General features: G+C 37.7%; 23 protein-coding genes and 1 riboswitch. Of the genes, 3 read left to right on the forward strand and 20 right to left on the reverse strand.

Translation table 11 applies throughout. The annotated features are described in order from the left end of the window. Positions 1–252 precede the first annotated feature (252 nt). The 7 genes from BFG57_RS06115 to BFG57_RS06145 all read right to left on the reverse strand — a co-directional run bounded on the left by BFG57_RS06115 (position 253) and on the right by BFG57_RS06145 (position 10,272). A complete protein-coding gene (locus BFG57_RS06115; protein WP_069716602.1) occupies positions 253–1,398 on the reverse strand; it encodes a CamS family sex pheromone protein in 1,146 nt (381 codons plus the stop codon). A gap of 13 nt (positions 1,399–1,411) precedes the next feature. Further along, on the reverse strand, positions 1,412–3,418 hold the full coding sequence (gene ligA / locus BFG57_RS06120) for an NAD-dependent DNA ligase LigA (RefSeq protein ID WP_069716603.1): 2,007 nt from the start codon (positions 3,416–3,418) through the stop codon (positions 1,412–1,414). A gap of 20 nt (positions 3,419–3,438) precedes the next feature. Further along, positions 3,439–5,652, reverse strand: a complete 2,214-nt coding sequence (gene pcrA / locus BFG57_RS06125; RefSeq protein ID WP_069716604.1) for a DNA helicase PcrA — start codon at positions 5,650–5,652, stop codon at positions 3,439–3,441. A 61-nt stretch (positions 5,653–5,713) separates the two neighbouring features. Then, positions 5,714–6,400: a heptaprenylglyceryl phosphate synthase gene (pcrB, locus tag BFG57_RS06130; RefSeq protein ID WP_069716605.1), complete on the reverse strand. Its 687-nt coding sequence runs from the start codon at positions 6,398–6,400 to the stop codon at positions 5,714–5,716. Between the two features lie 500 nt (positions 6,401–6,900). Next, positions 6,901–7,221 (reverse strand): YerC/YecD family TrpR-related protein, encoded by a 321-nt coding sequence (locus tag BFG57_RS06135; protein ID WP_069716606.1) that lies wholly within the window; start codon positions 7,219–7,221, stop codon positions 6,901–6,903. A gap of 16 nt (positions 7,222–7,237) precedes the next feature. Continuing rightward, positions 7,238–8,308, reverse strand: coding sequence for a DUF3048 domain-containing protein (locus BFG57_RS06140; RefSeq protein ID WP_069716607.1), 1,071 nt, complete (start codon positions 8,306–8,308; stop codon positions 7,238–7,240). Between the two features lie 221 nt (positions 8,309–8,529). Continuing rightward, a complete protein-coding gene (locus BFG57_RS06145) occupies positions 8,530–10,272 on the reverse strand; it encodes an adenine deaminase (RefSeq protein ID WP_069716608.1) in 1,743 nt (580 codons plus the stop codon). Positions 10,273–10,399: 127 nt separating this feature from the next. Here BFG57_RS06145 and BFG57_RS06150 point away from each other — a divergent pair, with 127 nt between their 5' ends. Together BFG57_RS06150 and BFG57_RS19510 are read left to right on the forward strand one after the other, a co-directional pair. Further along, on the forward strand, positions 10,400–10,666 hold the full coding sequence (locus BFG57_RS06150; protein ID WP_083249103.1) for a YgaP family membrane protein: 267 nt from the start codon (positions 10,400–10,402) through the stop codon (positions 10,664–10,666). 143 nt (positions 10,667–10,809) lie between these two features. Continuing rightward, positions 10,810–10,914, forward strand: coding sequence for an EYxxD motif small membrane protein (locus tag BFG57_RS19510; protein WP_342670279.1), 105 nt, complete (start codon positions 10,810–10,812; stop codon positions 10,912–10,914). On the opposite strand, the gene purD is transcribed toward BFG57_RS19510, so the two are convergent. The 13 genes from purD to BFG57_RS06215 all read right to left on the reverse strand — a co-directional run bounded on the left by purD (position 10,892) and on the right by BFG57_RS06215 (position 24,539). Further along, positions 10,892–12,160, reverse strand: a complete 1,269-nt coding sequence (gene purD / locus BFG57_RS06155) for a phosphoribosylamine--glycine ligase (protein ID WP_069716609.1) — start codon at positions 12,158–12,160, stop codon at positions 10,892–10,894. The genes BFG57_RS19510 and purD overlap by 23 nt on opposite strands. An 81-nt stretch (positions 12,161–12,241) precedes the next feature. Beyond that, positions 12,242–13,780 carry a bifunctional phosphoribosylaminoimidazolecarboxamide formyltransferase/IMP cyclohydrolase gene (gene purH / locus BFG57_RS06160; protein WP_069716610.1) on the reverse strand — a complete coding sequence of 513 codons (1,539 nt, stop codon included), beginning with the start codon at positions 13,778–13,780 and terminating at the stop codon, positions 12,242–12,244. Between the two features lie 194 nt (positions 13,781–13,974). Further along, positions 13,975–14,553, reverse strand: a complete 579-nt coding sequence (gene purN, locus BFG57_RS06165; protein WP_069716611.1) for a phosphoribosylglycinamide formyltransferase — start codon at positions 14,551–14,553, stop codon at positions 13,975–13,977. Then, complete coding sequence (purM, locus tag BFG57_RS06170; protein WP_069716612.1) at positions 14,550–15,590, reverse strand: phosphoribosylformylglycinamidine cyclo-ligase; 1,041 nt, start codon at positions 15,588–15,590, stop codon at positions 14,550–14,552. The genes purN and purM overlap by 4 nt, the downstream gene beginning before the upstream one ends. Next, positions 15,590–17,041 carry an amidophosphoribosyltransferase gene (gene purF, locus BFG57_RS06175; protein ID WP_069716613.1) on the reverse strand — a complete coding sequence of 484 codons (1,452 nt, stop codon included), beginning with the start codon at positions 17,039–17,041 and terminating at the stop codon, positions 15,590–15,592. Before purF ends, purM begins: the two co-directional genes overlap by 1 nt. Beyond that, positions 17,017–19,239 carry a phosphoribosylformylglycinamidine synthase subunit PurL gene (purL, locus tag BFG57_RS06180; protein WP_069716614.1) on the reverse strand — a complete coding sequence of 741 codons (2,223 nt, stop codon included), beginning with the start codon at positions 19,237–19,239 and terminating at the stop codon, positions 17,017–17,019. Before purL ends, purF begins: the two co-directional genes overlap by 25 nt. Then, complete coding sequence (purQ, locus tag BFG57_RS06185; protein ID WP_069716615.1) at positions 19,223–19,909, reverse strand: phosphoribosylformylglycinamidine synthase subunit PurQ; 687 nt, start codon at positions 19,907–19,909, stop codon at positions 19,223–19,225. The genes purL and purQ overlap by 17 nt, the downstream gene beginning before the upstream one ends. Then, positions 19,906–20,160 carry a phosphoribosylformylglycinamidine synthase subunit PurS gene (purS, locus tag BFG57_RS06190; protein WP_069716616.1) on the reverse strand — a complete coding sequence of 85 codons (255 nt, stop codon included), beginning with the start codon at positions 20,158–20,160 and terminating at the stop codon, positions 19,906–19,908. The genes purQ and purS overlap by 4 nt, the downstream gene beginning before the upstream one ends. After that, on the reverse strand, positions 20,148–20,873 hold the full coding sequence (gene purC, locus BFG57_RS06195) for a phosphoribosylaminoimidazolesuccinocarboxamide synthase (RefSeq protein ID WP_069716617.1): 726 nt from the start codon (positions 20,871–20,873) through the stop codon (positions 20,148–20,150). The genes purS and purC overlap by 13 nt, the downstream gene beginning before the upstream one ends. A 114-nt stretch (positions 20,874–20,987) precedes the next feature. Next, the gene (purB, locus tag BFG57_RS06200) at positions 20,988–22,286 is read right to left on the reverse strand and encodes an adenylosuccinate lyase (protein ID WP_069716618.1); all 1,299 of its coding nucleotides are present in this window, start codon (positions 22,284–22,286) and stop codon (positions 20,988–20,990) included. 86 nt (positions 22,287–22,372) lie between these two features. Beyond that, on the reverse strand, positions 22,373–23,521 hold the full coding sequence (purK, locus tag BFG57_RS06205) for a 5-(carboxyamino)imidazole ribonucleotide synthase (RefSeq protein WP_069716619.1): 1,149 nt from the start codon (positions 23,519–23,521) through the stop codon (positions 22,373–22,375). Then, the gene (gene purE, locus BFG57_RS06210) at positions 23,518–24,012 is read right to left on the reverse strand and encodes a 5-(carboxyamino)imidazole ribonucleotide mutase (protein ID WP_069716620.1); all 495 of its coding nucleotides are present in this window, start codon (positions 24,010–24,012) and stop codon (positions 23,518–23,520) included. The genes purK and purE overlap by 4 nt, the downstream gene beginning before the upstream one ends. Before the next feature lie 138 nt (positions 24,013–24,150). Next, positions 24,151–24,252, reverse strand: a riboswitch (purine riboswitch). An 80-nt stretch (positions 24,253–24,332) separates the two neighbouring features. After that, positions 24,333–24,539 carry an NETI motif-containing protein gene (locus BFG57_RS06215; RefSeq protein WP_069716621.1) on the reverse strand — a complete coding sequence of 69 codons (207 nt, stop codon included), beginning with the start codon at positions 24,537–24,539 and terminating at the stop codon, positions 24,333–24,335. Between the two features lie 245 nt (positions 24,540–24,784). Between BFG57_RS06215 and BFG57_RS06220 the strand changes: the two genes are divergently transcribed. Next, positions 24,785–25,225: an Hsp20/alpha crystallin family protein gene (locus BFG57_RS06220; RefSeq protein ID WP_069716622.1), complete on the forward strand. Its 441-nt coding sequence runs from the start codon at positions 24,785–24,787 to the stop codon at positions 25,223–25,225. Positions 25,226–25,394 lie beyond the last annotated feature (169 nt).

Here is a 25,394-nt window from a genome sequence, read left to right on the forward strand (position 1 = left end):
GTATAAAAATTCACCAGACTAGATAATAAAAGGCATATATGAGCATTTGACAAATATCTATTCACCAAAATTTATAAAATTAAATTTTATTATTTGTTTTTTTACACATTTCATACAAATTTATCCCTAAATACAAGAATTACAAATTTAAATCAAACTCGTATAAAGTATTATTTAAAAATAATATAAAAAGAACCGCCTTTTTAACTGTTGCGGTTCTTTAACTTAAGTTCTCTGATAATGATTTTCATTTTATTGATAGATATGAACGTAAGGTTCTTCTTTTCCAGCTTCCTTCACAATTAAGCTCTCTTGTCCTCCAATAGACTCTACGTAAACCTTCACCGAAATATACGGTGGGAAATGTTCCATAATTAGTCCGGTTAAATACTCAGTAAAGCCAATTACTTCAGCTTGACTATAAAACTGAATAGGGATCGTAATCGTTAAATCTTGTAGCTGTTGATCTTGGTAAAACCCTGTCCCGATAACCCCTACATAATTTGGAAAATAACGTTCAACGTCATTTGTGAAGTTTAACATTTTTGTGGCATCATCATAATAGGCATTTGTAGCATAGTCTGATGGAAATAATACGTATTCCTCACCTACTGTTTCCCATTTGCTGATAGAACGATCTCCTTGTCCCACAAGTGTCTTAGCAAAATAGCTACCAGGTACAACTGATTCCTTCGGTTTCTCTATGAATAAGGAAATCATTATAGGTACATCCTTTAGTCCGTCCATACCTCTCATTCGTTTAACAATTTCTGTTGCTATTCTCTTTCCATTCTCTTCGATTTGTTCAATTGGTATATCGAATTGACGGTCATAACCATTTTCTTGTTTGTAATAATGAACAGAGTTCAACGATAAGGCCACTGACACACCTGCAAGCTCAACTTTGTCTTCTTCGTTTTTTTTCAAAAAATTGTGCTCCAAAATATGAGAAAGATAACGTGGGCTACTCTCATTTACCTCTTTTAATGAAGACCCTTTTGCCAGTGGAGGGTTTAGACCTTCAGGAGTTTCATTTTCCCCACCACTTTCCTTACGGCCCAACCAGGCAATAACTTCTTCCTCTTCTAAGTATTGACCTTCTTGAAAATAATAATCTTCAGGGTTAAAGTACTCCTGTGACAACCTCATAAGACCAGTCTCTAACTCATTAATATCTAAACGGTTCGCTACTGTACTTTTAATCAAACCACGTGTTTCACCTGGCTTAAATGGTAAAATCGTTCGATAATGTTCTCCTGAAAGATTATATTTTGGAATAATCGCATGTTCACGAGATTCTTTCGTTTCACGAACAACTTCTTCTTCTTTCTCAATTCGCGGTGTACATGCTGTTAATAACAGCAGACTAACGAGGAACCATATATGTGCTTTCCTCATAGCTCTTCTCCCCCTAATCTTTCAACACTTCAATGAATTCTACTTCGCTCATTATGTTAATACCGAGTTTTTCAGCCTTCTCTAGCTTAGAACCAGCTTCTTTTCCAGCTACTAAGATGTCTGTCTTCTTACTAACACTACCTGTTACTTTACCCCCTAAAGCTTCAATTGAAGCTTTGGCATCGTTGCGTGAAAATACTTCTAACTTTCCTGTAAGCACTACCGTCTTGCCAGCAAAAATTGAATCAATATCCTCTGTATTTATGCGTTTCGGACCTTTGAATTTAATGTTCACACCAATTTCTTTTAGTTGATTAATAAGCTCATTCACTTCTTCTTGTCCAAAGTATGCAACAATCGATTCAGCCATCTTTTCCCCAATTTCTTCAACAGCTATTAGCTCTTCATTATTTGCCTTTTGTAAGTTTTCAATTGTTTCAAAGTGCTGTGCTAATGTCTTAGCTGCCTTTGCGCCAACGTAACGAATTCCAAGACCAAACAGTAACCGCTCTAGAGAGTTTTCCTTTGATTTTTCAATCGCTTTTAGCAAGTTGCTAACCGATTTCTCACCCATTCTCTCTAGTTTCAGTAATTCTTCTTTATCTAGCTTATACAGGTCTGCAACATTTTGAATAAGGTTTTCTTTAAAAAGCTGTGCAATAACTTTCTCACCAAGACCGTCAATATTCATTGCATTACGAGAAACGAAGTGAATTAAACCCTCTCGTATTTGTGCTGGGCATTTTGGATTAATACACCGTAGAGCAACTTCTTCTTCAATTCGAACTAGCTCACTCCCACATTCAGGACAAGCTTCAGGCATCTTAAACTCTTGTTCATTTCCAGATCTTCGTTCCACAATGACATTAACAACTTCTGGGATGATGTCACCAGCTTTTTTAATGACAACATAATCATTGAGTTTAATGTCCTTCTCACGTATGAAGTCTTCATTATGGAGAGATGCACGTTTAACGATTGTTCCAGCTACTTGAACCGGTTCTAATATAGCTGTTGGTGTCACCGCACCAGTACGACCAACGCTTAGTTCAATTCCGATTAACTTCGTCACAACTTCTTCTGCTGGAAACTTATATGCAATAGCCCAGCGTGGACTCTTAGCGGTTGACCCGAGTTCTTCCTGTTGCTGAAGAGAATCTACCTTGATAACGATACCGTCAATTTCATAAGCAAGTTCTGGTCGTTGTTCTGTCCAATTTCCAACAAACTGTATGACCTCATCTATATTGTCACAACGTTTTCGTTCTGAATTGGTACGAAACCCTAATTGTTCAAGATAGTCTAACCCATTGCTATGTGAATCGATATCTATATTTTCTATTTCACTGATTCCATACACAAAAATATCGAGTTGACGTTTTGCAGCAATCTTCGGATCAAGCTGACGTAAAGAACCCGCTGCAGCATTTCGCGGATTAGCAAATCGTTCTTCATTCTTTTGCTCACGCTCTTCATTCAATTGCTCAAAAGATCGCTTAGGCATAAAAGCCTCTCCACGAACTTCAAATGTAACAGGTTCTTCGATTTTGAGTGGTAGCGTTCTAATTGTCCTAAGATTACTCGTTATATCCTCACCAATTGTACCGTCACCACGTGTTGCACCTTGAACGAAACGTCCCTCTTCATAACGTAGTGACACAGCAAGACCGTCGATCTTCAGCTCACATATATAAGAAAAATTATCCCCTACTGCTTGACGAATTCGTCGATCAAAATCACGCAAATCCTCTTCATCAAACGCATTGCCAAGGCTAAGCATTGGAGTAGTATGATTAACCTTTTCAAATGCTTCAAGTATCTCTCCCCCAACACGTTGTGAAGGAGAGTCAATTGTTTGAAGCTCTGGATGTTCAGACTCTAGTTTGATTAACTGTTTCATAAGTTGGTCATATTCAGCATCTGGGACAGTTGGCTTGTCTAGCACATAGTACTCATAATTATATTTGTTTAACTGATCACGTAGATTTTGAATTTCTTCTTGTACTTCCGCATTTTTCATATACACGCCTCCTCGTTCACTTACTCTTTTTCAACAGGAGCAAATTTCGCAAGCAGTCGTTTTACCCCAATTGGCTGTGGAAAAGCAATGTCTAATTCTTTCGATTCACCTTCACCTTTCACACTAACAACTGTCCCCACACCCCATAGTTTATGACGTGCCTTATCACCTGGTTGCCAATGGATTTGATCCCCTCCAGAAGATGTTTGTACAGGACGTGCTGCTCTCTTCGGCGTAGTACGTCGTGATGAGAATGGTTGTGACTGTGAGTCTGGTTGTTGATTAAGTTTTAAATCTTCTAATAGGTCTGTTGGAATTTCACGTATGAATCGTGATGCAGGATTTGCATTTGACTTACCAAATAACGTACGAACTTTTGCATTTGTTAAATATAACTCTTGTTCCGCACGCGTAATCCCTACATACGCTAGGCGTCTCTCCTCTTCCATCTCGTCTTCCTCAAATAAGGATCGACTATGTGGAAACACACCTTCCTCCATGCCCATTAAGAAAACAACAGGAAACTCTAATCCTTTTGCTGAGTGGAGTGTCATTAAGACGACACTTTCATTCTCTTCTACTTCATCCTCATCATATGAATCGATATCTGCAATTAGAGCCAAGTCCGTTAAGAAAGCGACTAAGCTTTTGTCTTCATTTACCTTCTCAAAATTTTGTGTGACAGATAGAAACTCATCGATATTCTCTAGACGACTTTGTGCCTCAAGCGTCTTCTCATTTTTGAGCATATCACGATAACCACTTTTCTCAAGTAGTTCTTCGACAAGCTCAGTTACAGATAGATATTCTTGCATGTTTGTCCAGTTAGAAATTTGTTCTCTAAATTCAGTCAAAGTATTTACAAACCGTTTGCTCAAACCTACCTGTTCAATTTCATAGAGGGCATTAAACATTGATAGACCCTGTTCTATTGCATAATTGGCTATCTTATCAACAGTTGATGCTCCAATACCGCGCTTCGGTACGTTAATAATACGACGCATACTAATATCATCATCAGGATTGGCAACTAATCGAAGGTACGCAAGTAAATCCTTAATTTCCTTCCGATCATAGAACTTCGTACCGCCAACGATGTTATAGTTGATATTTGATTTTAGAAAAACTTCCTCAATGACACGGGACTGTGCATTTGTACGATACAAAATTGCGATTTCTGAATATTTACGCTTACCACTCTCAACCATTTCTTTAATCTTACCTGCTGTAAAGTGAGCCTCATCGCGTTCATCATCACCATTATAGTAGACAATCTTTTTTCCTTCGGTATTTTCAGTCCATAAGTTCTTGTCTTTTCGATTTGAATTATTGGCAATGACATCGTTCGCAGCTTGTAAAATTAATTTCGTCGAACGATAATTCTGTTCTAATAAAATCACAGTTGCATTTTCATAATCCTTCTCAAAGGACAGAATGTTTGCAATATCTGCACCACGCCAACGATAAATAGATTGATCAGAATCACCAACAACACATATGTTCTTCAATCGAGCTGCAAGCATCTGAACTAATAAATATTGCGCCTTATTCGTATCTTGATACTCATCAACATGTATATATTGAAACTTACGTTGATAAAATTCTAATACTTCTGGTACACGTTTAAATAGGTGAATCGTGCTCATTATTAAGTCATCAAAATCAAGAGCATGATTCTTCTTCAATTGCTTCTCATAAGCTGTAAATACCCTACTTACAATATCTTCATAAGGTCCTGCAGCAGACTTCGCAAACTGCTCGGCTGTAATTAACTCATTCTTTGCAGAGCTTATTGATCCGAGTAAGTTTCTCGGTGTAAACTTCTTCGGATCAATATTTTCATCCTTCAAAATTTGTTTGATAACGGATAGTTGATCAGAAGAATCTAATATTGAAAAGTTTCTGTTCACTCCGATACGATCAATATCTCTTCTTAATATGCGCACACACATCGAATGAAAAGTAGAGACCCAAATGTCCTCGCCAGGCGGACCTACTATCGCTGAAATTCGGTCTTTCATTTCTCTTGCTGCTTTATTCGTAAATGTAATAGCGAGAATGTTCCATGGCGCTACCTGCTTCTCCGTCATCAAATAAGCGACACGGTGAGTTAAAACCCGTGTTTTACCACTACCCGCACCTGCCATAATGAGCAATGGACCTTCCGTATGCTTTACCGCTTCTTTCTGTTCCTTATTTAAACCTTCTAGCAACTTATCACTTAAATATTGCATACTTTCACCACCTAAAAGAACATCTGTTCCTAATTTATTCAATCAAAATTGTTCAAATCCTTTATTTTTTTACTGCATGAACTGTTTTTAGTGCTTCAGATAAGTTCGTATAAATGGAGTTACCAACAACAATTGTATCTGCATATGTACCCATTTCTTCAGCTTGATCAATTGTTTCGATTCCGCCTCCATAAAATAGCCTCGTTGAACTTAATTCTTTACTCACTTGTTCTACAAGCTTTGGGTCACCATACATACCGCTGTATTCGACATAGAAGATCGGTAATGAGAAGAAATGTTGTGCCATTCTCGCATATGCGATCACATCATTTTCTTCAATATCTGCTGAAGCTTGCGTAAGCTTTCCTGCTTTTGAATCTCCGTTAAGAATACAATACCCTTCAACAGCGACTTCATCCCAGTCAATGAAATCTCCATACTCCTTCAAAGTTTCATGATGCACACCAATTACCCACTTTGCATCTCTACTATTCAAAACGGTTGGAATAAAATAAAAATCAAAACCTGGTGTAATTGATTCAGCATTAGAGATTTCCAATACACATGGAACAGAAAATCTTCGAATACGAGCCAACAGATTCAACGTATTATCTAGTGTAACACCGTCACTGCCTCCGACAATCACCGCATCTGTTCCTGACTCACAAATAGCTTCTAGTGCATCATCATCCAAATCTTTATTTGGATCTAACTTAAATACATGACGCCATTCTCGAAAATCATACATTTCTTTCTTCCTCCTCAAACTATCTACCAGCGATTATACCATATCGAAAATATTGATTTGACAAGCAATAGTCCTGTCTTTCCTTATTTATCACTTTTCAACTGACGCTAAGATTCCCACTTCAAAACTTAGGAGAATCAATGAAGTTTAAGTGGGAGAGGGCCTTGAGGTATAAGCGTCAGTAATTACCTGATTAGTTCAACTAACCATCAATGGACGATAAAGGGATATCTCCACTGATGGAAGTTTCACTTTATTGCGATAACAATTTTTTGGTAAGTAAATCGATTAATTAACATTAACTGCATTATTCTTTTTCTTTCCAGACTAAGAATTTGTTAAACAAAATAAGTAATAACTGATGTTTAATTTTCTCTATAAAATACATTCAAATCATAAAGACTTCACGTCTTCGTCATGGTGCCCGTTAATACTTCTGAAAACAAAATAAAAAGCCGAATCAATAGTGAATCGGCCTTTTTGATAAATGCTCTATTTCCTTACTCTTCTGTTTCTTGTTGTTCAGAACTTTTGTTTGCAACGCGATCAAGTGCCATCGTATAGGCGTCATTTCCATAATTTAAGCATCGCTTCACACGTGAGATCGTTGCTGTACTTGCACCTGTTTCTGTTTCAATCTTATGATATGTGTATCCATCGCGTAACATCCTTGCAACTTCTAATCGCTGTGCTAGTGATTGAATTTCATTAACTGTACATAAATCATCGAAAAAGGAATAACACTCCTCTAGATTTTCTAATGAAAGCACCGCTTCAAATAACTGATCTAATGCTTTTCCACGTAGTTTATCAATTTGCATAATTGCCACTCCTTATTCATTCACTTTGTATAGATACCGCTGCACTTAATCCAGGTGATTGGGGAATAACATTAATCCACGTCTTACCTGGAACAAATCCAAATAATTTATTATCTTTATACGGTAGAATTCGACCGTCTACGTTCTTCCATGTTACTTCATTGATGGTCCCTTTTTGAAATAAATAGGCTTGACCACCAGCTTCCAAGTCAACTTCTCTTCTTCCTACATTATCGATAATTGTATGTGGAGCTTCTACAATAAAGACATTATCAACTTGCACAGGAATATCTGTTTCACGGTCAGCTGTCTTTTCACCATTACTATAACGGTAATACTTCTCATCAGCTTCGCTATATGTATAACTTACTGTATTATAATCTGAATACGTGATCATAAAGTCTAGAACATTTTGCCCGCTTATATTATTAATTTCACTATTAGTTAAAAACGGTAAAGACTCTACATGTTGTGTCAACTTATAATCATTTTCTTCAGCACCTTTTAAAATATTCTCATATGTTATATAAGAGTTGTGAGGTGCACTTCGAAAATCAGCTCTCTGAAATAGAGTTCCATCATAATATAAACCATTTAAATCATCTGCAACATTTTGATTATTCAACATTACTTGCGCTTCAGGACTAAATCCATGGCAGACATAAATGGCATTAAAGCCATTATTTAAATCAATGTAATAATCTCTAGCACTTCGAACAGGGCCAATAACCTTTGGAGCCTCACTATGATAGAGGGCTAGAAAACGAGTAACAAAACCCTCTGCAAGCACTTCATATACGACATCTGCTTTATATAATCCTGATTGAGGTCGTGCTTTTGGATGGTTGTTAATCATCACTCCAACAACTCGATTGGTAGGATTTGTATCGGCTGATAAACCTGTCAATGGAAAGAGAAACTTACTTTGCTCGTTTACAGTGTTTACCTGTTCAGACTGCTCTAGTTTGACTTCTGTTGGAATCGTGTTAACTACCTCTTCTTGTATCGTTTCATCTGCTCCACAACCAGCTAACACTCCTGCAACAAGTACAAATGTGATACTAATCCTTTTCGTATATTTCCACATCTTGTCACAACCTTCATACCATATTCTTAATGATAAATATGCTAAAATAAAGTAAAGCATCCATTAGTAACATTTTTTAGTATTCCTTCTAACGATTAAATTGAACATTCAAATACTTTCTGAAACAAAATTTCATCCATATCCATCAGGTTAATTTAATTTTGAAATGGAAATATACTTATAAATTTACGCACAGCAAAACCCTTCTACACATTAATAGTTTAACGCATAATCGAAGGGAAAAGTACACTTTTCTTCATTACATCGAAAATTCCCTGTGGCGTAATTCGAATATATGGCAAATGAGTTGAAGATAAGAATAATAATGTATAAACAGGATCAACAAAGTGATAGCCACGCTCACGCAATAGTTTGGACAACTCCTTCTCCTCTTCTATTAGTTTTCCTATCGGTTTATTAGACATTATACCTGTTAATGTTAAAGAAATCTCACAGATTACTTCACCATCTTCAACGAGAACAATCCCTCCACCAATCTCCTTCATTCGTTGAAACGCCTTTAACATATCAGCTTTTTTCTTCCCAATTAAAATTATATCTCCAGTATTGGAAAATGAGCTTGCAAGTCCACATACGTTTGATGCAAATCCTTTGAGCAATGTCGTAATATGCCACTGTCCTTCACGATCGATTAACATTAAGAAACTTTCATCATTTTCATGTGATAGCTTATCGACTGATGCATCCAATGTAATTGAATAAGGTTTTGTAATAACAGAATTGACCATCTCAACACCAAATGGCATTGAAAACTGCATATCGTCCATAGATAGATCCCAGTCAAGTCTAAGTGGTGTAAAATCATACTTGCCCCAATCAATTTTATGAAATACATCTTGTGGTTTATCATTACGACGAACCCATTTTCCCTTCGCTAATACAGAAATTGGCTTAGGTTGTTTCGGGTCTTCCAAAATATTTAAATGTGCAATTCTTCCAGGTCCAATCATACCATGCATATGGTCAATATTGTAATGTTTTGCAACATTGTAAGAAGCCATTTGGTAGGCTTCTATTTCTGGTACTCCTCTATCAATTGCGATTCGAATCATTTCGTCAATCAAACCATCTTCATAGAAACTTGGTGGAGATCCATCCGTTGTAAAAATTAGTCGATCATACTGATCTACTCCTAATTCGTGCATTTCATCTAATAACTTAGGTAAATCAGGGCGTATCGAAGAATTTCTTAAAGATGTTGTATAACCTAGCAGAAGACGATTTAACACTTCTTCACCTGTCATAGCTTCATGATCACAATCAGCTCCAAGTAGTTTCATCTTTGTTAATGTTTTCTCAGATGCTCCAGGAAAATGTCCTTCGATCGGCTTTCTTAACCGTTTTGTTTCCTGCATCCAATGAAGCATTAGGTCATCGCCAGCTAACACTTTCGGCCAAGCTGTCATCTCTCCTCCTTGAAGAACAGATTTATGTTCAAGCCATTCTTTCATATTGGCATATGAAAAAATCTCTTCCTCATCTTGAATCTCTGTTTGAGGATCATAACGACACCACCAATACATAGAAACTGGCCCTTTGTCTAATTGATCCATTAAAGAAAACGCTTTCTTTTTTTGTAAATTTAAAATAAGCATGAGGTTATCATTAACCAGTGTTGTCGTACCAGTTTGTGATGCATACTCGGCAAATGTATGGGGATTATATAACTGAAACGGATGAGCATGAGGTTCAATATAACCTGGTACAATATATTGACCCTTACAGTCAATGATTTCTGTTCCTACACTATTTTCAGGAAACTGTTGTCCAACATAAACGATGCGATCATCATATATCCAAATATTTGCTTCCATCCATTTTTTTAACGCAGCATTTAAATACGTTGCATTCCTTAAAACAATTGTTGGTGCAATCAGTCCATCAAGGACATTTATATGGTCTCGCAATTGTTTGTTTCTCCAATAATAATTGCTATCTGGCATATTTATCCTCCGTTCACAAACCTCTTTTCTATATCCTAACATAGGATAAAATTTACCGCATTAAAGAGGGAATGAAATAAATATTAAATTCTGATTAAATCACTGTTGATTAAAGGGGATGACGTTTATGATAAAACCGAATATTAGCTTAATTAATGCCCTCATGCGCATAACGTGTGGTTTTACAATTCTTGCTTGGGGGACATCGAAAATGGTTAGACGACCATATTGCGCTTCTTACCTTTGGGTAACAATGGCTGGTGCAATGAAAGTAGCTGAAGGGATTACCCGTTACTGTCCAATGGTAGCGATGTATGATCAAATGAAACATTACCAATGTGCATGTGACGAAGAGCATAAACATCAAGAAGAAGAAATCGTGAACCCTTCTTAATTGTTAAATGAAGTTTCAAAAAAATTAACTAGTGACATCATTTAGCTTAACATATTACGATAATTTTTCGTTATTTTTACCAAAAAATAGCTGTCTGATCTCTCATCCTGATCAGACAGCTATTAAAAAAGGAGTGAATCGCAATGATTTTAGAATTTCTAACGGATACACTTTTCCTCTTTGCGTTATTAATCGGTAGCATAGTTGCTATTTCATTTGTGTATATTAAGAAGAAGAACGCTCGATAGCTTTATTTCCGATGTCATTTCTATAGAAGATATCAGATGACTCCATTTTTTCTAATTGGTTATACACATTCTTCTGCGCCTCAATTAAATCATCAGCTCTACTAGCAACTAGCAACACTCGACCACCATTTGTTACAAAGGTTTCATCTTGTTTTTTTGTACCTGCATGGAAGACAAGTACATCAGAAGAAAGGTTGTTTAAGCCATTTAACGGTTTTCCTTTCTCATATTCATTAGGATATCCCTTTGAAGCTAGAACAACACCAACCATCGCTTCGTCTGACCATTCAAGCTCGACTGGTTTTTCTTCTAATAAGCTAACCAATACGTCAAGCAGATCGTTTTTCAACCTAGGTAGAACAACTTGCGTTTCTGGATCGCCGAAACGTGCATTAAACTCAATGACTTTGGGACCATCGCTTGTTAAAATTAATCCCCCATAGAGTATGCCAGTAAATGATCTTCCTTCCTGCACTAATGCATGAGCAGTAGGTTTCAATACCGTTTCCACCGCTTCATCAATAACAAATTGTGAAATTTGTGGTACTGGCGAATATGCTCCCATCCCACCTGTATTCGGTCCTTTATCATTGTCATAAGCACGCTTATGATCTTGAGAAATAACCATCGGATACACGTTCGTTCCATGTACGAATGCCATTAAAGAGAATTCCTCTCCTTCAAGAAATTCTTCTATCACGACTTGAGCGCTCGCTTCACCAAACTTACTATGATTCATCATTTCATCTAAGCTTGCTAACGCTTCATCCATTGTCATCGCAACAGTAACACCTTTGCCTGCTGCTAATCCATCTGCCTTTATTACAATAGGAGCACCTTTTTGTTGTACATATTGCTTTGCTCGTTCAAAATCAGAAAATACTTCATAAGCACCTGTTGGTATATCATATTTTTGCATGATTTCCTTTGCAAATGATTTACTTCCTTCAATTAATGCCGCTTCCTTTGTTGGCCCAAATACCTTCAAACCTTCTGCTCTAAAACGATCTACAATCCCCTCTAACAGCGGATTCTCTGGTCCAATAAACGTTAGTTCAACCTCATTATCTTTTGCGAACGAAACTAGAGCATCATGATCAGTCTCATTAATTGCTATACACGTTGCTACATCTGCCATTCCGTCATTTCCAGGGGCAACATATACCTCTGTCACTTGCTTACTTTCAGCGAACTTCCATGCAACAGCATGCTCACGTCCACCTCGTCCGATTACGAGCACTTTCATTGGTTTACACACCTCTTTTAAATAAAGTGAAACTTCCCTCTCCATGTATGTTAGGAAATGTTAGAATCCATTTATATATGATCAATGTTTAAAGTGACGAACACCTGTAAACACCATCGTTATCCCATATTCATCACACTTCTTAATTGAATCCTCATCACGAATAGAGCCACCAGGTTGAATAATTGCTGTAATACCTGCTTTGGCTGCTGCTTCAACTGTATCATCCATTGGGAAGAATGCATCTGATGCCATTGCAGCACCTGTTGCCTTTTCACCCGCTTGTTCAAGCGCAATCTGTGCTGCACCTACACGATTCATCTGACCAGCACCTACTCCAATTGTCATCTTATCCTTTGTTAAAAGGATCGCATTCGATTTCACGTGCTTCACAACTTGCCAACCAAGCTTTAAGTCAGCCCATTCTTGTTCAGTTGGTTGACGTTTCGTTGGAACAGTAATGTTCGCATCATCAAATGTATAGTGATCTTCTTCTTGAACGAGTAGACCACCATGAATTGATGTTAAACGCTGCTCATTCGTCTTTGTCTCACCGATTTCAACTGTTAGAAGTCGCAAATTCTTCTTTTGTGTAAGCACTTGAAGCGCTTCTTCACTAAAAGAAGGAGCGATGATAATCTCTAGGAATATTTCCTTCATTTTCAGAGCAGTATCACGATCAACTTCTCGATTAGCTGCAATAATCCCGCCAAAAATCGATACCGAATCCGCTTCATATGCACGATCATATGCTTGCTCAATCGTTTCACCGACACCAACGCCACACGGATTTGTATGTTTAATTGCAACAACTGCAGGCTCAGTAAACTCCTTTACGATTGAAAGAGCCGCATCAGCATCGTTAATGTTGTTATAAGAAAGTTCCTTACCATGAAGTTGCTCAGCAAAAGCAATTGAAGATGTACTTGCTAAACCACGCTTATAGAACGTCGCTTTCTGATGAGGGTTCTCTCCATAGCGTAATGATTGTTTCTTCTCAAATGTAACAGTTAACGTTTCTGGTGAAGTTTCACCTGTTTCTTTCGTTAAATATTCAGCAATCATCGCATCATAATTAGCAGTATGACGGAACACTTTCGCAGCAAGACGTTTTCGTTCATCACTTTCGATTTCACCATCAGCTTGAATTGCTTCTAGTACACTTGCATAATCAACAGGATCTACAACAACTGTTACATATGCATGGTTTTTAGCAGATGAACGTAACATAGTAGGTCCACCGATATCAATATTTTCAATTGCATCTGCAAAAGTAACACCAGCTTTTGCGATTGTTTCTTTAAACGGATACAAATTTACTACTACTAAATCAATTGGCGTAATGTTATGTTCTTGTAACTGCTGTTGATGTGCTTCATTATCTCTTACTGCAAGTAATCCACTATGAATTGATGGGTGTAATGTTTTTACTCGTCCATCTAGAATCTCAGGAAATCCTGTTACTTCCGAAATTCCTGTTACTTTAATATTATTTTCCTCTAAAACTTTCTTCGTTCCACCTGTAGAAATAATTTCAATACCTTCTGCAACTAGTCCCTTTGCAAACTCAATAATACCTTGCTTATCCGAAACACTTATTAACGCACGTTTAACTGTCATAACCGCATGTCCTCCTAGAACTGTAATTACCTATTAGAGGATGTTCAAAAAGTCCGGGGAAAATGACTATCGAATAACTGCGTTGGCTTACTTTTCCGCTCCTCATGTACCCTACAAACGTACACAACGGTATCAGGAACTTCGCTGCCTTGTTCTTCTCCGTCCTTTTTGTCCTCCTTTTTGAACACGCTCTATTAGTTCGTTATCTTTTCATCACATAATAATTTCACTAACGTACTTGGATAAAGTTCATGCTCTACTCGTTGAATCTTCTGTTGCAACGTTTCATATGTGTCATGTTCTTCAATTTGCACAGGAGCTTGAGCAATGATTGGACCCGTATCCATGCCTTCATCGACATAATGAATCGTGACACCGCTCACTCGTACTTTCTTCTCAAACGCTTGTCCAATGGCATCCTTACCTGGGAAAGCTGGCAAAAGAGATGGATGGATGTTTATAATTCTGCCTTCAAACGAACTTAACAACGTTGTCCCTATTAGCCTCATATAACCAGCAAGTACGATAAAATCTACTCCATAACGTTGTAATTCTTGCAAAATAGATTTCTCAAATGCTTGCTTACTCTCAAAATCCTTAGGCACAAATGAGAAAACAGGGATATTGTTTTTTTGTGCACGTTCAATTGCTTTAGCCTCAGGCTTATCACAAACGAGTAACACGATCTCGTAAGCATCAAAATTCGCCTGTTGATCAATGATTGCTTGAAAGTTTGTACCACTTCCAGAAGCAAAGACAGCTATTCGCTTCATGATAGCTTTCCTCCGCCAAACAATACACCGTTACCTTTTGTTACACGACCAATAATCGAGGCTTTTTCATTAGTAGACTCCAGGCTGCGAATAACCGGAATAGCATCTGCTTCGTCAACAGCAAGTACCATTCCAATTCCCATATTAAAGACTGAGAATAATTCACGACGCGATAAGTTTCCAGTTTCTTCAATCAGTGAGAAGATCGATGGAATATGCCAAGATCCGTAATCAATCTCTGCCGCACAACCTTGTGGAAGCATGCGTGGAATGTTTTCAATGAAACCACCACCAGTAATATGTGCCATTCCTTTAATCGTAAATGAATTCATCACTTCTAAGATTGATTTCACATAAATGCGAGTTGGCTCTAAAAGCTCTTCACCAAGCGTTCTACCTAGCTGATCATGATATGCATGCAAATCAAGTTTGCCATCCTCTAAAAGAACCTGTCTAACCAATGAATAACCATTACTGTGAATGCCACTTGAAGCGAGTCCAATCAACACATCACCTTGTTTAATTTGTGAACCTGTTACTATCTTTGATTTCTCAACTGCACCGACAGAAAATCCCGCGATATCATATTCATCACTGTCATACATACCTGGCATTTCCGCTGTCTCTCCACCAATAAGAGCACAGCCAGCTTGTTGACACCCTTCAGCAACACCTTTAACGATCTGCTCAATCTTTTCTGGTTCTGCCTTTCCACACGCTAAATAGTCAAGAAAGTATAATGGTTCAGCTCCTTGCACAACGATATCATTCACACACATTGCAACTGCATCGATGCCAATCGTATCGTGCTTATCCATTTGGAACGCAAGCATTAACTTCGTTCCAACCCCATCCGTACCAGATACAAGGACAGGCTCTTTCATATTTAATTGAGACAGGTCAAACATACCTCCGAATCCACCTAGTGAACCGATTACTTCTGGACGTACCGTTTTCTGTACATGCTTCTTCATTAATTTGACCGCTTCATAACCTGCTTCAATATCAACACCAGCTTGCTTATATGCATTAGACATTATGAATTCGCCCCTTGTACTGAATGATGACTGCCCATTCGTTCTTTTTCATGAGGAAGAGATGTATCAGTATAGATTTCCGTTGGATAATTTCCTGTAAAGCAAGCAAGACAATGACCACAATTCGCACCACTATCTTTCCTTCCTACTGCTTCAATCATCCCATCTACAGATAAATAAGAAAGAGAATCTGCCCCAATTAATTCACAAATCTCATCAATGCTTTTAGAAGAAGCAATTAACTCAGATGATGTTGATGTATCAATCCCGTAATAACATGGACTAATAATAGGTGGTGAACTAATTCGAACATGAACTTCCTTCGCACCTGCTTGACGAAGCATTTGTACAATTCGTCGACTTGTCGTTCCCCGAACAATTGAATCATCAACCATAACAACACGTTTACCTTCTACAATACCGCGTACTGGTGAGAGCTTCATTTTCACGCCTTGTTCACGTAACTCTTGTGACGGCTGAATAAATGTTCTACCAACGTAACGATTTTTGATTAGTCCAAGCTCATATGGAATTCCAGTCTCCTCTGCAAAGCCGATTGCAGCTGAAATACTTGAATCTGGCACTCCAGTTACGATATCTGCATCAATCGCAGTTTCTTTCGCTAGCTGTTTTCCTAACCGCTTACGAACACTATGAATATTTAATTGGTCAACATTACTATCTGGACGAGCAAAATAGATATACTCCATACTACAAATTGCTCTATCCATCGAAGAACTAAATCGTTCAGAACGCAGACCATTATCATCAATAATCAATAATTCTCCTGGCTCTACCTCACGCACGTATTCAGCTCCAACTACATCAAATGCACATGTTTCCGATGCAATTACCCATGCATCACCTATGCGACCAAGTGAAAGAGGTCGCATTCCAAGTGGATCAAGAGCTGCCATTAATTGGTTCTCTGTCATCATTAAAAAAGCATATGCCCCTTTTAACATAGAAAGCGAATTTTTCACACGATCTTCTAAAGAAAAATAGCCGCTACGGCGCATTAAATGTGCAAGCACCTCAGTATCAGATGTAGTTTGAAAAATACTCCCTTGTCCTTCAAGCTGATGCTTCAGTGCATTTGCATTAACGAGGTTACCGTTATGTGCTAATGCTAATGAACCGCTTTGCGAACGGAACAGAAGCGGTTGTACATTTTCATAACCGCCTCCTCCTGAAGTTGAGTAACGCACATGCCCAATCGCTGCTTTCCCCGTTAATTCCTTCATTTGTGTAGCACCGTATACTTCTGTTACAAGTCCAAGCCCTTTCGTCACTTTGAGCTTGTCACCATCAGAAACGACAATACCTGTCCCTTCTTGACCACGATGTTGTAGGCTGTGCAAACCATAATACGTCATTTGCGCAGCATCTTCATGCCCCCATACACCGAACACACCACATTCTTCATTTAATCCTTTGATTTCAGCAAGCATGGAATTGCTCCTTTCCAAGCGTTCGTCATCTCCTCAACTGTAGCTTGAACGAAGGCATTTTGTTGCATATCAGTTATACTCATAACGCCATCATTTGTTACTGTTCCAACAAATCGTGCATCTTCATTTAATTGCTCAAATGCTTCTCGATTTTCTGCTTTTACAGTAAGTAGGAAGCGCGATTGTGTTTCACTAAATAGAGCCGTTACTGCCTCTCCATCAACTGTAACCTCCGCACCAAGCTCTGTCCCAATTAAGCTTTCTGCTATAGCTACCGCTAAACCACCTTCAGAAATATCATGAGCTGAAGCAACTACACCTTGCTGAATTGCTTGTAAAATTTGTTTCTGACGTCTCTGTTCTACTTCTAAGTCGATTGAAGGAGCCTTTCCTGAATATTGTCCTTCTACTAACTTCTGTAGCTCACTTCCGCCAAACTCTGATTTCGTTTCACCGATCACATAGATGGCATCTCCAGCTTCTTTGAAGCTCTGTGTTGTTACATGGTTTAAGTCGTGCACAAGACCAACCATTCCAACTACTGGTGTTGGATAAACAGCTGTTCCGTTCGTTTCATTATAAAGTGAGACATTACCACCAATAACAGGCGTGTTCAATACGTTACAAGCATCACTCATACCGTCTGTCGCTTTTTCAATTTGCCAGAAGATCTCAGGTTTTTCTGGATTACCAAAATTCAAACAGTCTGTAATGGCTAATGGCTCTGCTCCTGAACAAATAATATTACGAGCTGCTTCAGCTACAGCAATTTTTCCACCTGTTTCAGGATCTAGGTATAGATAACGTGAATTACAATCTGTTGTCATAGCTAACGCTTTCTTTGTATCTCGAATACGTACAACTGCTGCATCCGAACCAGGTGAGACTACTGTATTTGTTCTCACCATATAATCATACTGGTCATAGACCCATTCCTTACTTGCTATTGTCGGTTGCTGCAATAGCTTCAATAATGTTTGTTTATAATCTTCTACTTTCGGTGTTTGGGCATCTTGTAAGCTAGCGAAAGATGCTGGTTCTTGTGAAGGCATATGATAGACAGGAGCATCCTCTGCCAATGAATCTACTGGTACATCTGCCACTACTTCACCTTTGTGATATAGACGTAATGAATGGTCATCCGTTACCTTCCCGATCGTTACAGCAATAAGACCATACTTTTCAAATAAGTCTACAATTTCTTGCTCGCGCCCTTTTTTCACGACAACAAGCATACGTTCTTGAGATTCTGATAACATCATTTCATATGGTGTCATACCTACTTCACGTTGTGGAACATCATCAAGGTACATCTCAATACCTGCTCCCGCTTTACTAGCCATTTCACTTGATGAAGATGTCAAACCAGCAGCACCCATATCTTGAATCCCTACAAGAGCGTCACATTTTACAAGCTCTAAACATGCTTCTACGAGTAGCTTTTCCATGAATGGATCGCCAACTTGTACTGCTGGACGATCTTCACCAGAATCATCTGTTAATTCCTTTGAAGCAAATGATGCACCGTGAATACCGTCCCGACCTGTTGCAGCTCCAACATACATCACCGTATTACCGACGCCTTTAGCTTGACCCTTTTGAATTTCATCATGATTAATTAATCCAACACACATCGCATTCACTAACGGATTTCCTTTGTAACAATCATCAAACTGTACTTCCCCACCTACAGTTGGAATCCCAATACAATTTCCGTAACCGGCGATGCCTGCCACTACTTCTTCAAACAAATACTTTGTTCTTGGGTTATCTAATTCGCCAAAACGTAAAGAGTTCAATAACGCAATTGGACGAGCCCCCATTGAAAATACATCACGGATAATACCACCAACACCAGTAGCTGCTCCTTGATACGGTTCAATAGCAGATGGATGATTGTGACTTTCAATTTTGAAAACGACCGCCTGCTCATCTCCAATATCAACGATTCCAGCACCTTCACCCGGACCTTGCAAGACACGTTCTCCAGAAACCGGAAACTTCTTCAAAACTGGCTTTGATGTCTTATAGCTACAATGCTCCGACCACATAACAGCGAATAGACCTGTCTCAGTGTAATTCGGAAGGCGTCCTAATATATTCTCAACTCTTGCAAACTCTTCATCGCTTAATCCCATTTCGCGATAGATTTTCTCTTGTTTGATTGTTTCAGCATTTGGCTCAAGAAGTAACGACATGTGATTCCCTCCAATTTTTCAGGATTGACTGAAATAAATGTAAACCGTCCGCGCTCCCTAATAAATCATCCACTGCACGTTCAGGATGCGGCATCATTCCTAGTACATTTCCTTGTTCGTTTACAATACCTGCAATATTCGCCTTAGAACCATTCGGATTTGCATCATGGTAGCGAAATACGATTTGATTATTTGCTTCAAGAGTTGCTAGTGTTTCATCATCACATTCGTAATTTCCTTCTCCATGAGCGATTGGAATAGTTATCACTTGACCTTGCTCATAACTTGAAGTAAACATTGTTTGATTGTTTTCAACTTGTAACTCAACTTGGCGGCACATGAACTTCAAATCACGATTTCGCTTCATCGCACCTGGTAACAATCCTGACTCAAGTAATACTTGAAACCCATTACATACTCCTAAGATTGGTGTACCAGCTTCAGCAGCTTCTTTCACTGCAGACATGACATTTGCAAAACGAGCAATTGCTCCTGAACGTAAGTAATCACCATAAGAGAATCCTCCAGGTAGTAGGATCGCATCGAACTGTGATAAGTCTGTTTCTGTATGTTGAATATATTCTACCTCTTCGCCTAATTCATCTTTAATGGCATGATACATATCCACGTCGCAATTAGAACCTGGAAAAACAATTACAGCAAACTTCACTGAGACACGACCTCCTCAACTTCATAACGATAATTCTCAATAACAGGGTTAGCTAATAGGCGATCACACATCTCTTCTACCTTTGCATTAATATCCCCAGATGTATCAGATAACGTTAATTCCATATATTTCCCAATTCGAACACCTTCTACTTCATGGTATTCCATACTATGCAATGCACCTTGAACTGCATTTCCTTGTGGGTCTAATACGCCTTCTTTTAACGTGATATAAACTTTTACTTTATACATAATTCAGTTCCCCCTAGTCGTTTTAAAATTTCTTCATAAGCATCTGTTAAATTACCAATATCTCGTCTAAAAACATCTTTATCAAATTTCTCATTCGTATCTTTATCCCATAAGCGACATGTATCAGGTGATACCTCATCTGATAATATCAACACTCCATCGTTATCTAACCCAAATTCTAACTTGAAATCGATTAGACGTACATTACAAGAGTTAAAATAATCTACTAAGCTATCATTAACTTTCAGCGCTATTTCTTTCATTTGCTCAAGCTGATCATTGCTCGCTAACTCCATAATTTCAATATGTTCTTGGTTAAGAAGTGGATCTCCTAATTCATCATTTTTATAGTAAAATTCTATGATCGTACGCTTTAATGAAGTTCCTTCTTCTAATCCAAGGCGCTTCGCTAAACTGCCTGCTGCAATGTTACGGACAACAACTTCAAGAGGAATAATCTTTGTCTTCTTAACTAGTTGTTCTGTTTCTGAAAGTTTCTTCACGAAATGATTTTCGATTTTCTGCTCAGTTAACTTCTCAAACAATAACGATGAAATTTCATTATTCAAGCGACCCTTTCCTGAAATGCTCGCTTTTTTTTCACCATTAAATGCAGTTGCATCGTCTTTATATTCAATCCAAACGAGTGAATCGTCATTAGTTGTATAGATTCGTTTTGCTTTCCCTTCGTACAGCAGTTTACCTTTCTCCATAAGAACCTCCCAGTAGGAATAATAGTAATATTCAGATTAGAAGAAGTATTAATGTTAGATGAAATAACCGATTATCTTTGTTATTAACAGGGCAGGAGAATCCTGCCCTAATGCTTATTCGTTAAGACCAAGACGTTCAAAGATCATATCAACATTTTTAAGATGATAGTTATAATCGAAACAGTCATCAATTTCTTCTTTTGTTAGAAGAGAAGTAATTTTTTCCTCTGCGTCAATTAGTTCACGGAACTGTACTTGCTTCTCCCAAGCTTCCATCGTTTTAGGTTGTACAAGGTCATATGCTTCTTCACGTGACATACCTTTATCAATTAATGTAAGTAATACACGTTGAGAGTAAATTAATCCAAATGTACGCGTCATGTTACGCTTCATATTCTCAGGGAATACCGTTAAATTCTTCACGATATTTCCGAAACGATTCAGCATATAATTTAATGCAATTGTTGCATCTGGAAGAATAATTCTTTCAGCGGATGAATGTGAAATATCACGTTCATGCCATAGTGGAACATTTTCAAAAGCTGTTAACATATGACCACGAATTACTCGAGCTAGCCCTGTCATATTTTCAGAACCAATTGGATTACGCTTATGTGGCATTGCAGAAGATCCTTTTTGACCTTTAGCAAAGAACTCTTCAACTTCACGCGTTTCACTCTTTTGTAGACCTCGAACTTCTACAGCAAACTTCTCAATTGAAGTTGCAATTAATGCAATTGCCGACATATAGTCTGCATGACGATCTCGTTGTAACGTTTGAGTTGAGATTGGAGCTGGTTTAATTCCGAGATTCTCACATACATATCTCTCTACAAACGGGTCAATGTTTGCATATGTACCAACAGCTCCAGATAACTTCCCGTATTCAATGCCTTCTGCAGCCTGATTAAATCTTTCTAGATTACGTTTCATTTCCTCATACCAAAGGCTAAGCTTCAAACCGAATGTTGTAGGCTCAGCATGCACACCATGTGTACGTCCCATCATGACAGTATACTTATGCTCTTGAGCCTTTTCTTTTAGAATGTTTACGAAATTTTCTAGATCCGTACGTAAAATATCATTTGCTTGCTTTAACAAATAAGATAGCGCAGTGTCTACTACATCTGTAGAAGTTAGACCATAATGCACCCACTTACGTTCCTCACCTAGTGATTCTGATACTGCACGAGTAAACGCTACAACATCATGTCGTGTCTCTGCTTCAATCTCATGGATGCGCGCAATATCAAAAGTAGCATTTTCCCTAATTCTCTTCACATCTTCTTTTGGGATATCACCTAACTCTGACCATGCCTCACATGCTAAAATCTCAACTTCTAACCATGCCTTAAATCGATTTTCTTCAGTCCATATTGCTCCCATTTCTGGACGGGTATAACGTTCAATCATTTATATATCCTCCACTTCATATTATTTAGATATTAATCATTAATCTCTTACAAACACAAATCTACAAAATAACCTTACGGGAGTTTTCAGCTTAATTGCAAGCCTTTTTCTTTCTTAGCTTCCCATATACCTAGTTCTTCTATTTTTCTCAATGCTTCACCCGTATCATCAGCTAGAACGTTAAGGTGTCCCATTTTCCTTTTAACTTTTGGCTCAGACTTACCATACAAATGCAGTTTACAATTGTCATAAGCATGTATTTTAGATAAGACTGGATTAAGATGTTCACCTAATATGTTCGCCATGACAACTGGCTTAAGTAAATTTGTTTTTCCAAGTGGCCAATTACATATAGCCCTAATGTGCTGTTGAAACTGTGACGTTTCACATGCATCAAGCGTGTAGTGTCCCGAATTATGTGGACGTGGAGCTAATTCATTAATATAAATTTCTCCATCTTTCGTAAGAAACATTTCTACAGCTAATGTTCCTACCATATTAATTGAGCAAGCTAATTCTATTGCCAGTTGTTCTGCTTTTGTTTCTATTTGAGAAGAAATACGAGCTGGAACAATAGATTCAGCTAAAATATGTTCAACATGTATGTTTTCCGCGACAGGAAAAGTTGCAACTTCACCAGTTGCATTTCTTGAAACAATGACAGATATCTCTTTATCAAAATTAAGAAACTGTTCTAGAATACAAGGAACACTCGTTGCTAATTTGATTGCCTCGAGTATATCATGTTTGTTACGAATCATTACTTGCCCTTTGCCGTCATAACCACCTTGACGTGTCTTCAATACTGCAGGTAGCTTAATTTTATTTAACGCATTCAATAACTCTTGCTCTGACTGTACTGGAACGAAAGGTGCAACTTGCGCTCCACTATTTATAATTTCTTGCTTTTCATTTAATCTGTCTTGTGTAATCCGAATTAATTCGCTACCTTGAGGAAGATTAGCATGATCATTCAGCCACATAAGCACTTCATGATCAATGTTTTCAAATTCATAGGTAATGACATCACTTACTTCTGCCAACCTCTTTGCAGCGTCTAAATCATCATATGGAGCTATAATTTCAATATCTGCTACTTGAGCAGTTGGTGAGTCTTCCTTAGGTTCTAATACAGCAATTCTGTACCCCATTTCCTTCGCTGCAAGAGCCATCATTCTTCCCAACTGTCCACCACCTAAAATGCCAATCGTTTGTCCAGGTAGTATTTGTCTCATTTTACTGTCAGCTCCTCACTGCTTTCCATCACGCGTTGACGAATTAATTCGCGACGTTCTTCAAGTAGTTGACTCACTTGCTCATTGTGTGTCCCAAGAATTTCGGCAGCTAGTAATCCTGCATTTGTAGCACCAGCTTTTCCAATTGCTACTGTTGCAACAGGCACACCACCTGGCATTTGTACAATTGATAACAATGAATCTAACCCATTAAGTGTTCTCGATTGAACTGGAACCCCAATTACAGGTAGAGTTGTTTTCGAAGCCACCATTCCCGGTAAATGAGCTGCTCCTCCTGCACCAGCAACAATAACCTTCAGTCCTCGTCCTTTTGCTTTCTCAGCATATTCAAACATATAATCAGGTGTACGATGCGCTGAAACCACTTTTTTCTCATAAGGAATATTACACTCTTCTAACACATCACATGTATGTTTCATTGTATCCCAATCAGAAGTACTACCCATGATGACACCCACTAATGGTTCCATCCTCTCATCCCCTTTTTATCGTAATCGCAACTTATATTTTCCCATAAAAAAAGATACAGAACTATTCTCACAATTTTGAGGAGAAAGTATTCTGTACCTAATCTAGGATAATTATTACCCTTTAAATATCTAATATCCATTCAGCACACTCTCCCTCATAGTCCAGTCATTTGCGGTAACTAGGTAGAAACTTTTAGGCCATATCCCTAATATTATATGAGGTTTATTAACTTTGTCTGTATTATCATAACAGCGCTAAATGAGTAGTGTCAACATAGATATCGAACAATTAATTAAATATAATTATTATTGTTCGGTTTTTAATCATCTGCATCAATAATTATACCATCAAAAAGAATTTTTTGACGAAGTGGTTTACGAGTGAGTTTGCCATTTTCGTTTACTTCTTCAAATATTGGTTCTTCCATTCTTCTAATAGGTGCATAGCCTGCTTTTTTCATTCGATCGAGACAATTGGAAATCGTTTCATTCTCAGCTACTTCAAACCTCTTTTTCTTTTTACTCATACGAACATCTTCCTTTTCTATATATGTTTAACATAATATTCTTTATAACACACGTGCTAATTATAGGATGTGCTAAATCAGTCTAAAATCTTATCATCATAAATAAAATCATTTTTTAATACTACCTATATAAAAATGAACTCAATTTTCATTCAATATTACAAAGTAGGACGAATGTTTTTATCATCCATGATCATACATATAGACCAAAGTGATTATATAAGTTTAGAACTCGAGGTGATAATATGTTTGATCCTTTTAAGCAATTTCAAGACTTTCAAAAACAATTTGATGGGTTCTTCAATGAGAATTTTACAAATCGGTTTGATGAACTTATGAAGATGCAAACTTTTCCTCCAACTAACATTTATCGAACCGAACATGAATTGATCGTTCTCTTAAGTATTCCAGGATTAAAAAGTATGGAGCAACTTGATATATCTGTTACAAATAATAATATTGTAGTTAGTGGTAACCTCAAATGGGTTTATCAAGGGTTTCAATCTGTTCAAAAAGAAATATATAGCGGTGAGTTCGAACGAACGATTCCTCTCCCGTATGCAGTAAAAGAAGATCGGATTGAAGCTTCATATCATAAAGGTCTTGTCATTATCCACCTATATAAACTTATTCCCGATACAATATCTAATAAAAAAATTGATGTCACTTATATAGAAGATGAATAATCATTCATCATCATTAAATTGCTTTGATTGGGTAATAGATTGCTTTCTATGACTAGAAATTATGTAAAAAAAAACAACACCTATTTATAATAGATGTTGAGCTCTTGCCCGGCAACGTCCTACTCTCACAGGGGAAACACCCCAACTACCATATTATTATTTGTAACAG

This window comes from Bacillus solimangrovi (genome assembly GCF_001742425.1).
Taxonomy (GTDB): Bacteria; Bacillota; Bacilli; order Bacillales; family Bacillaceae_N; genus Bacillus_AV; species Bacillus_AV solimangrovi.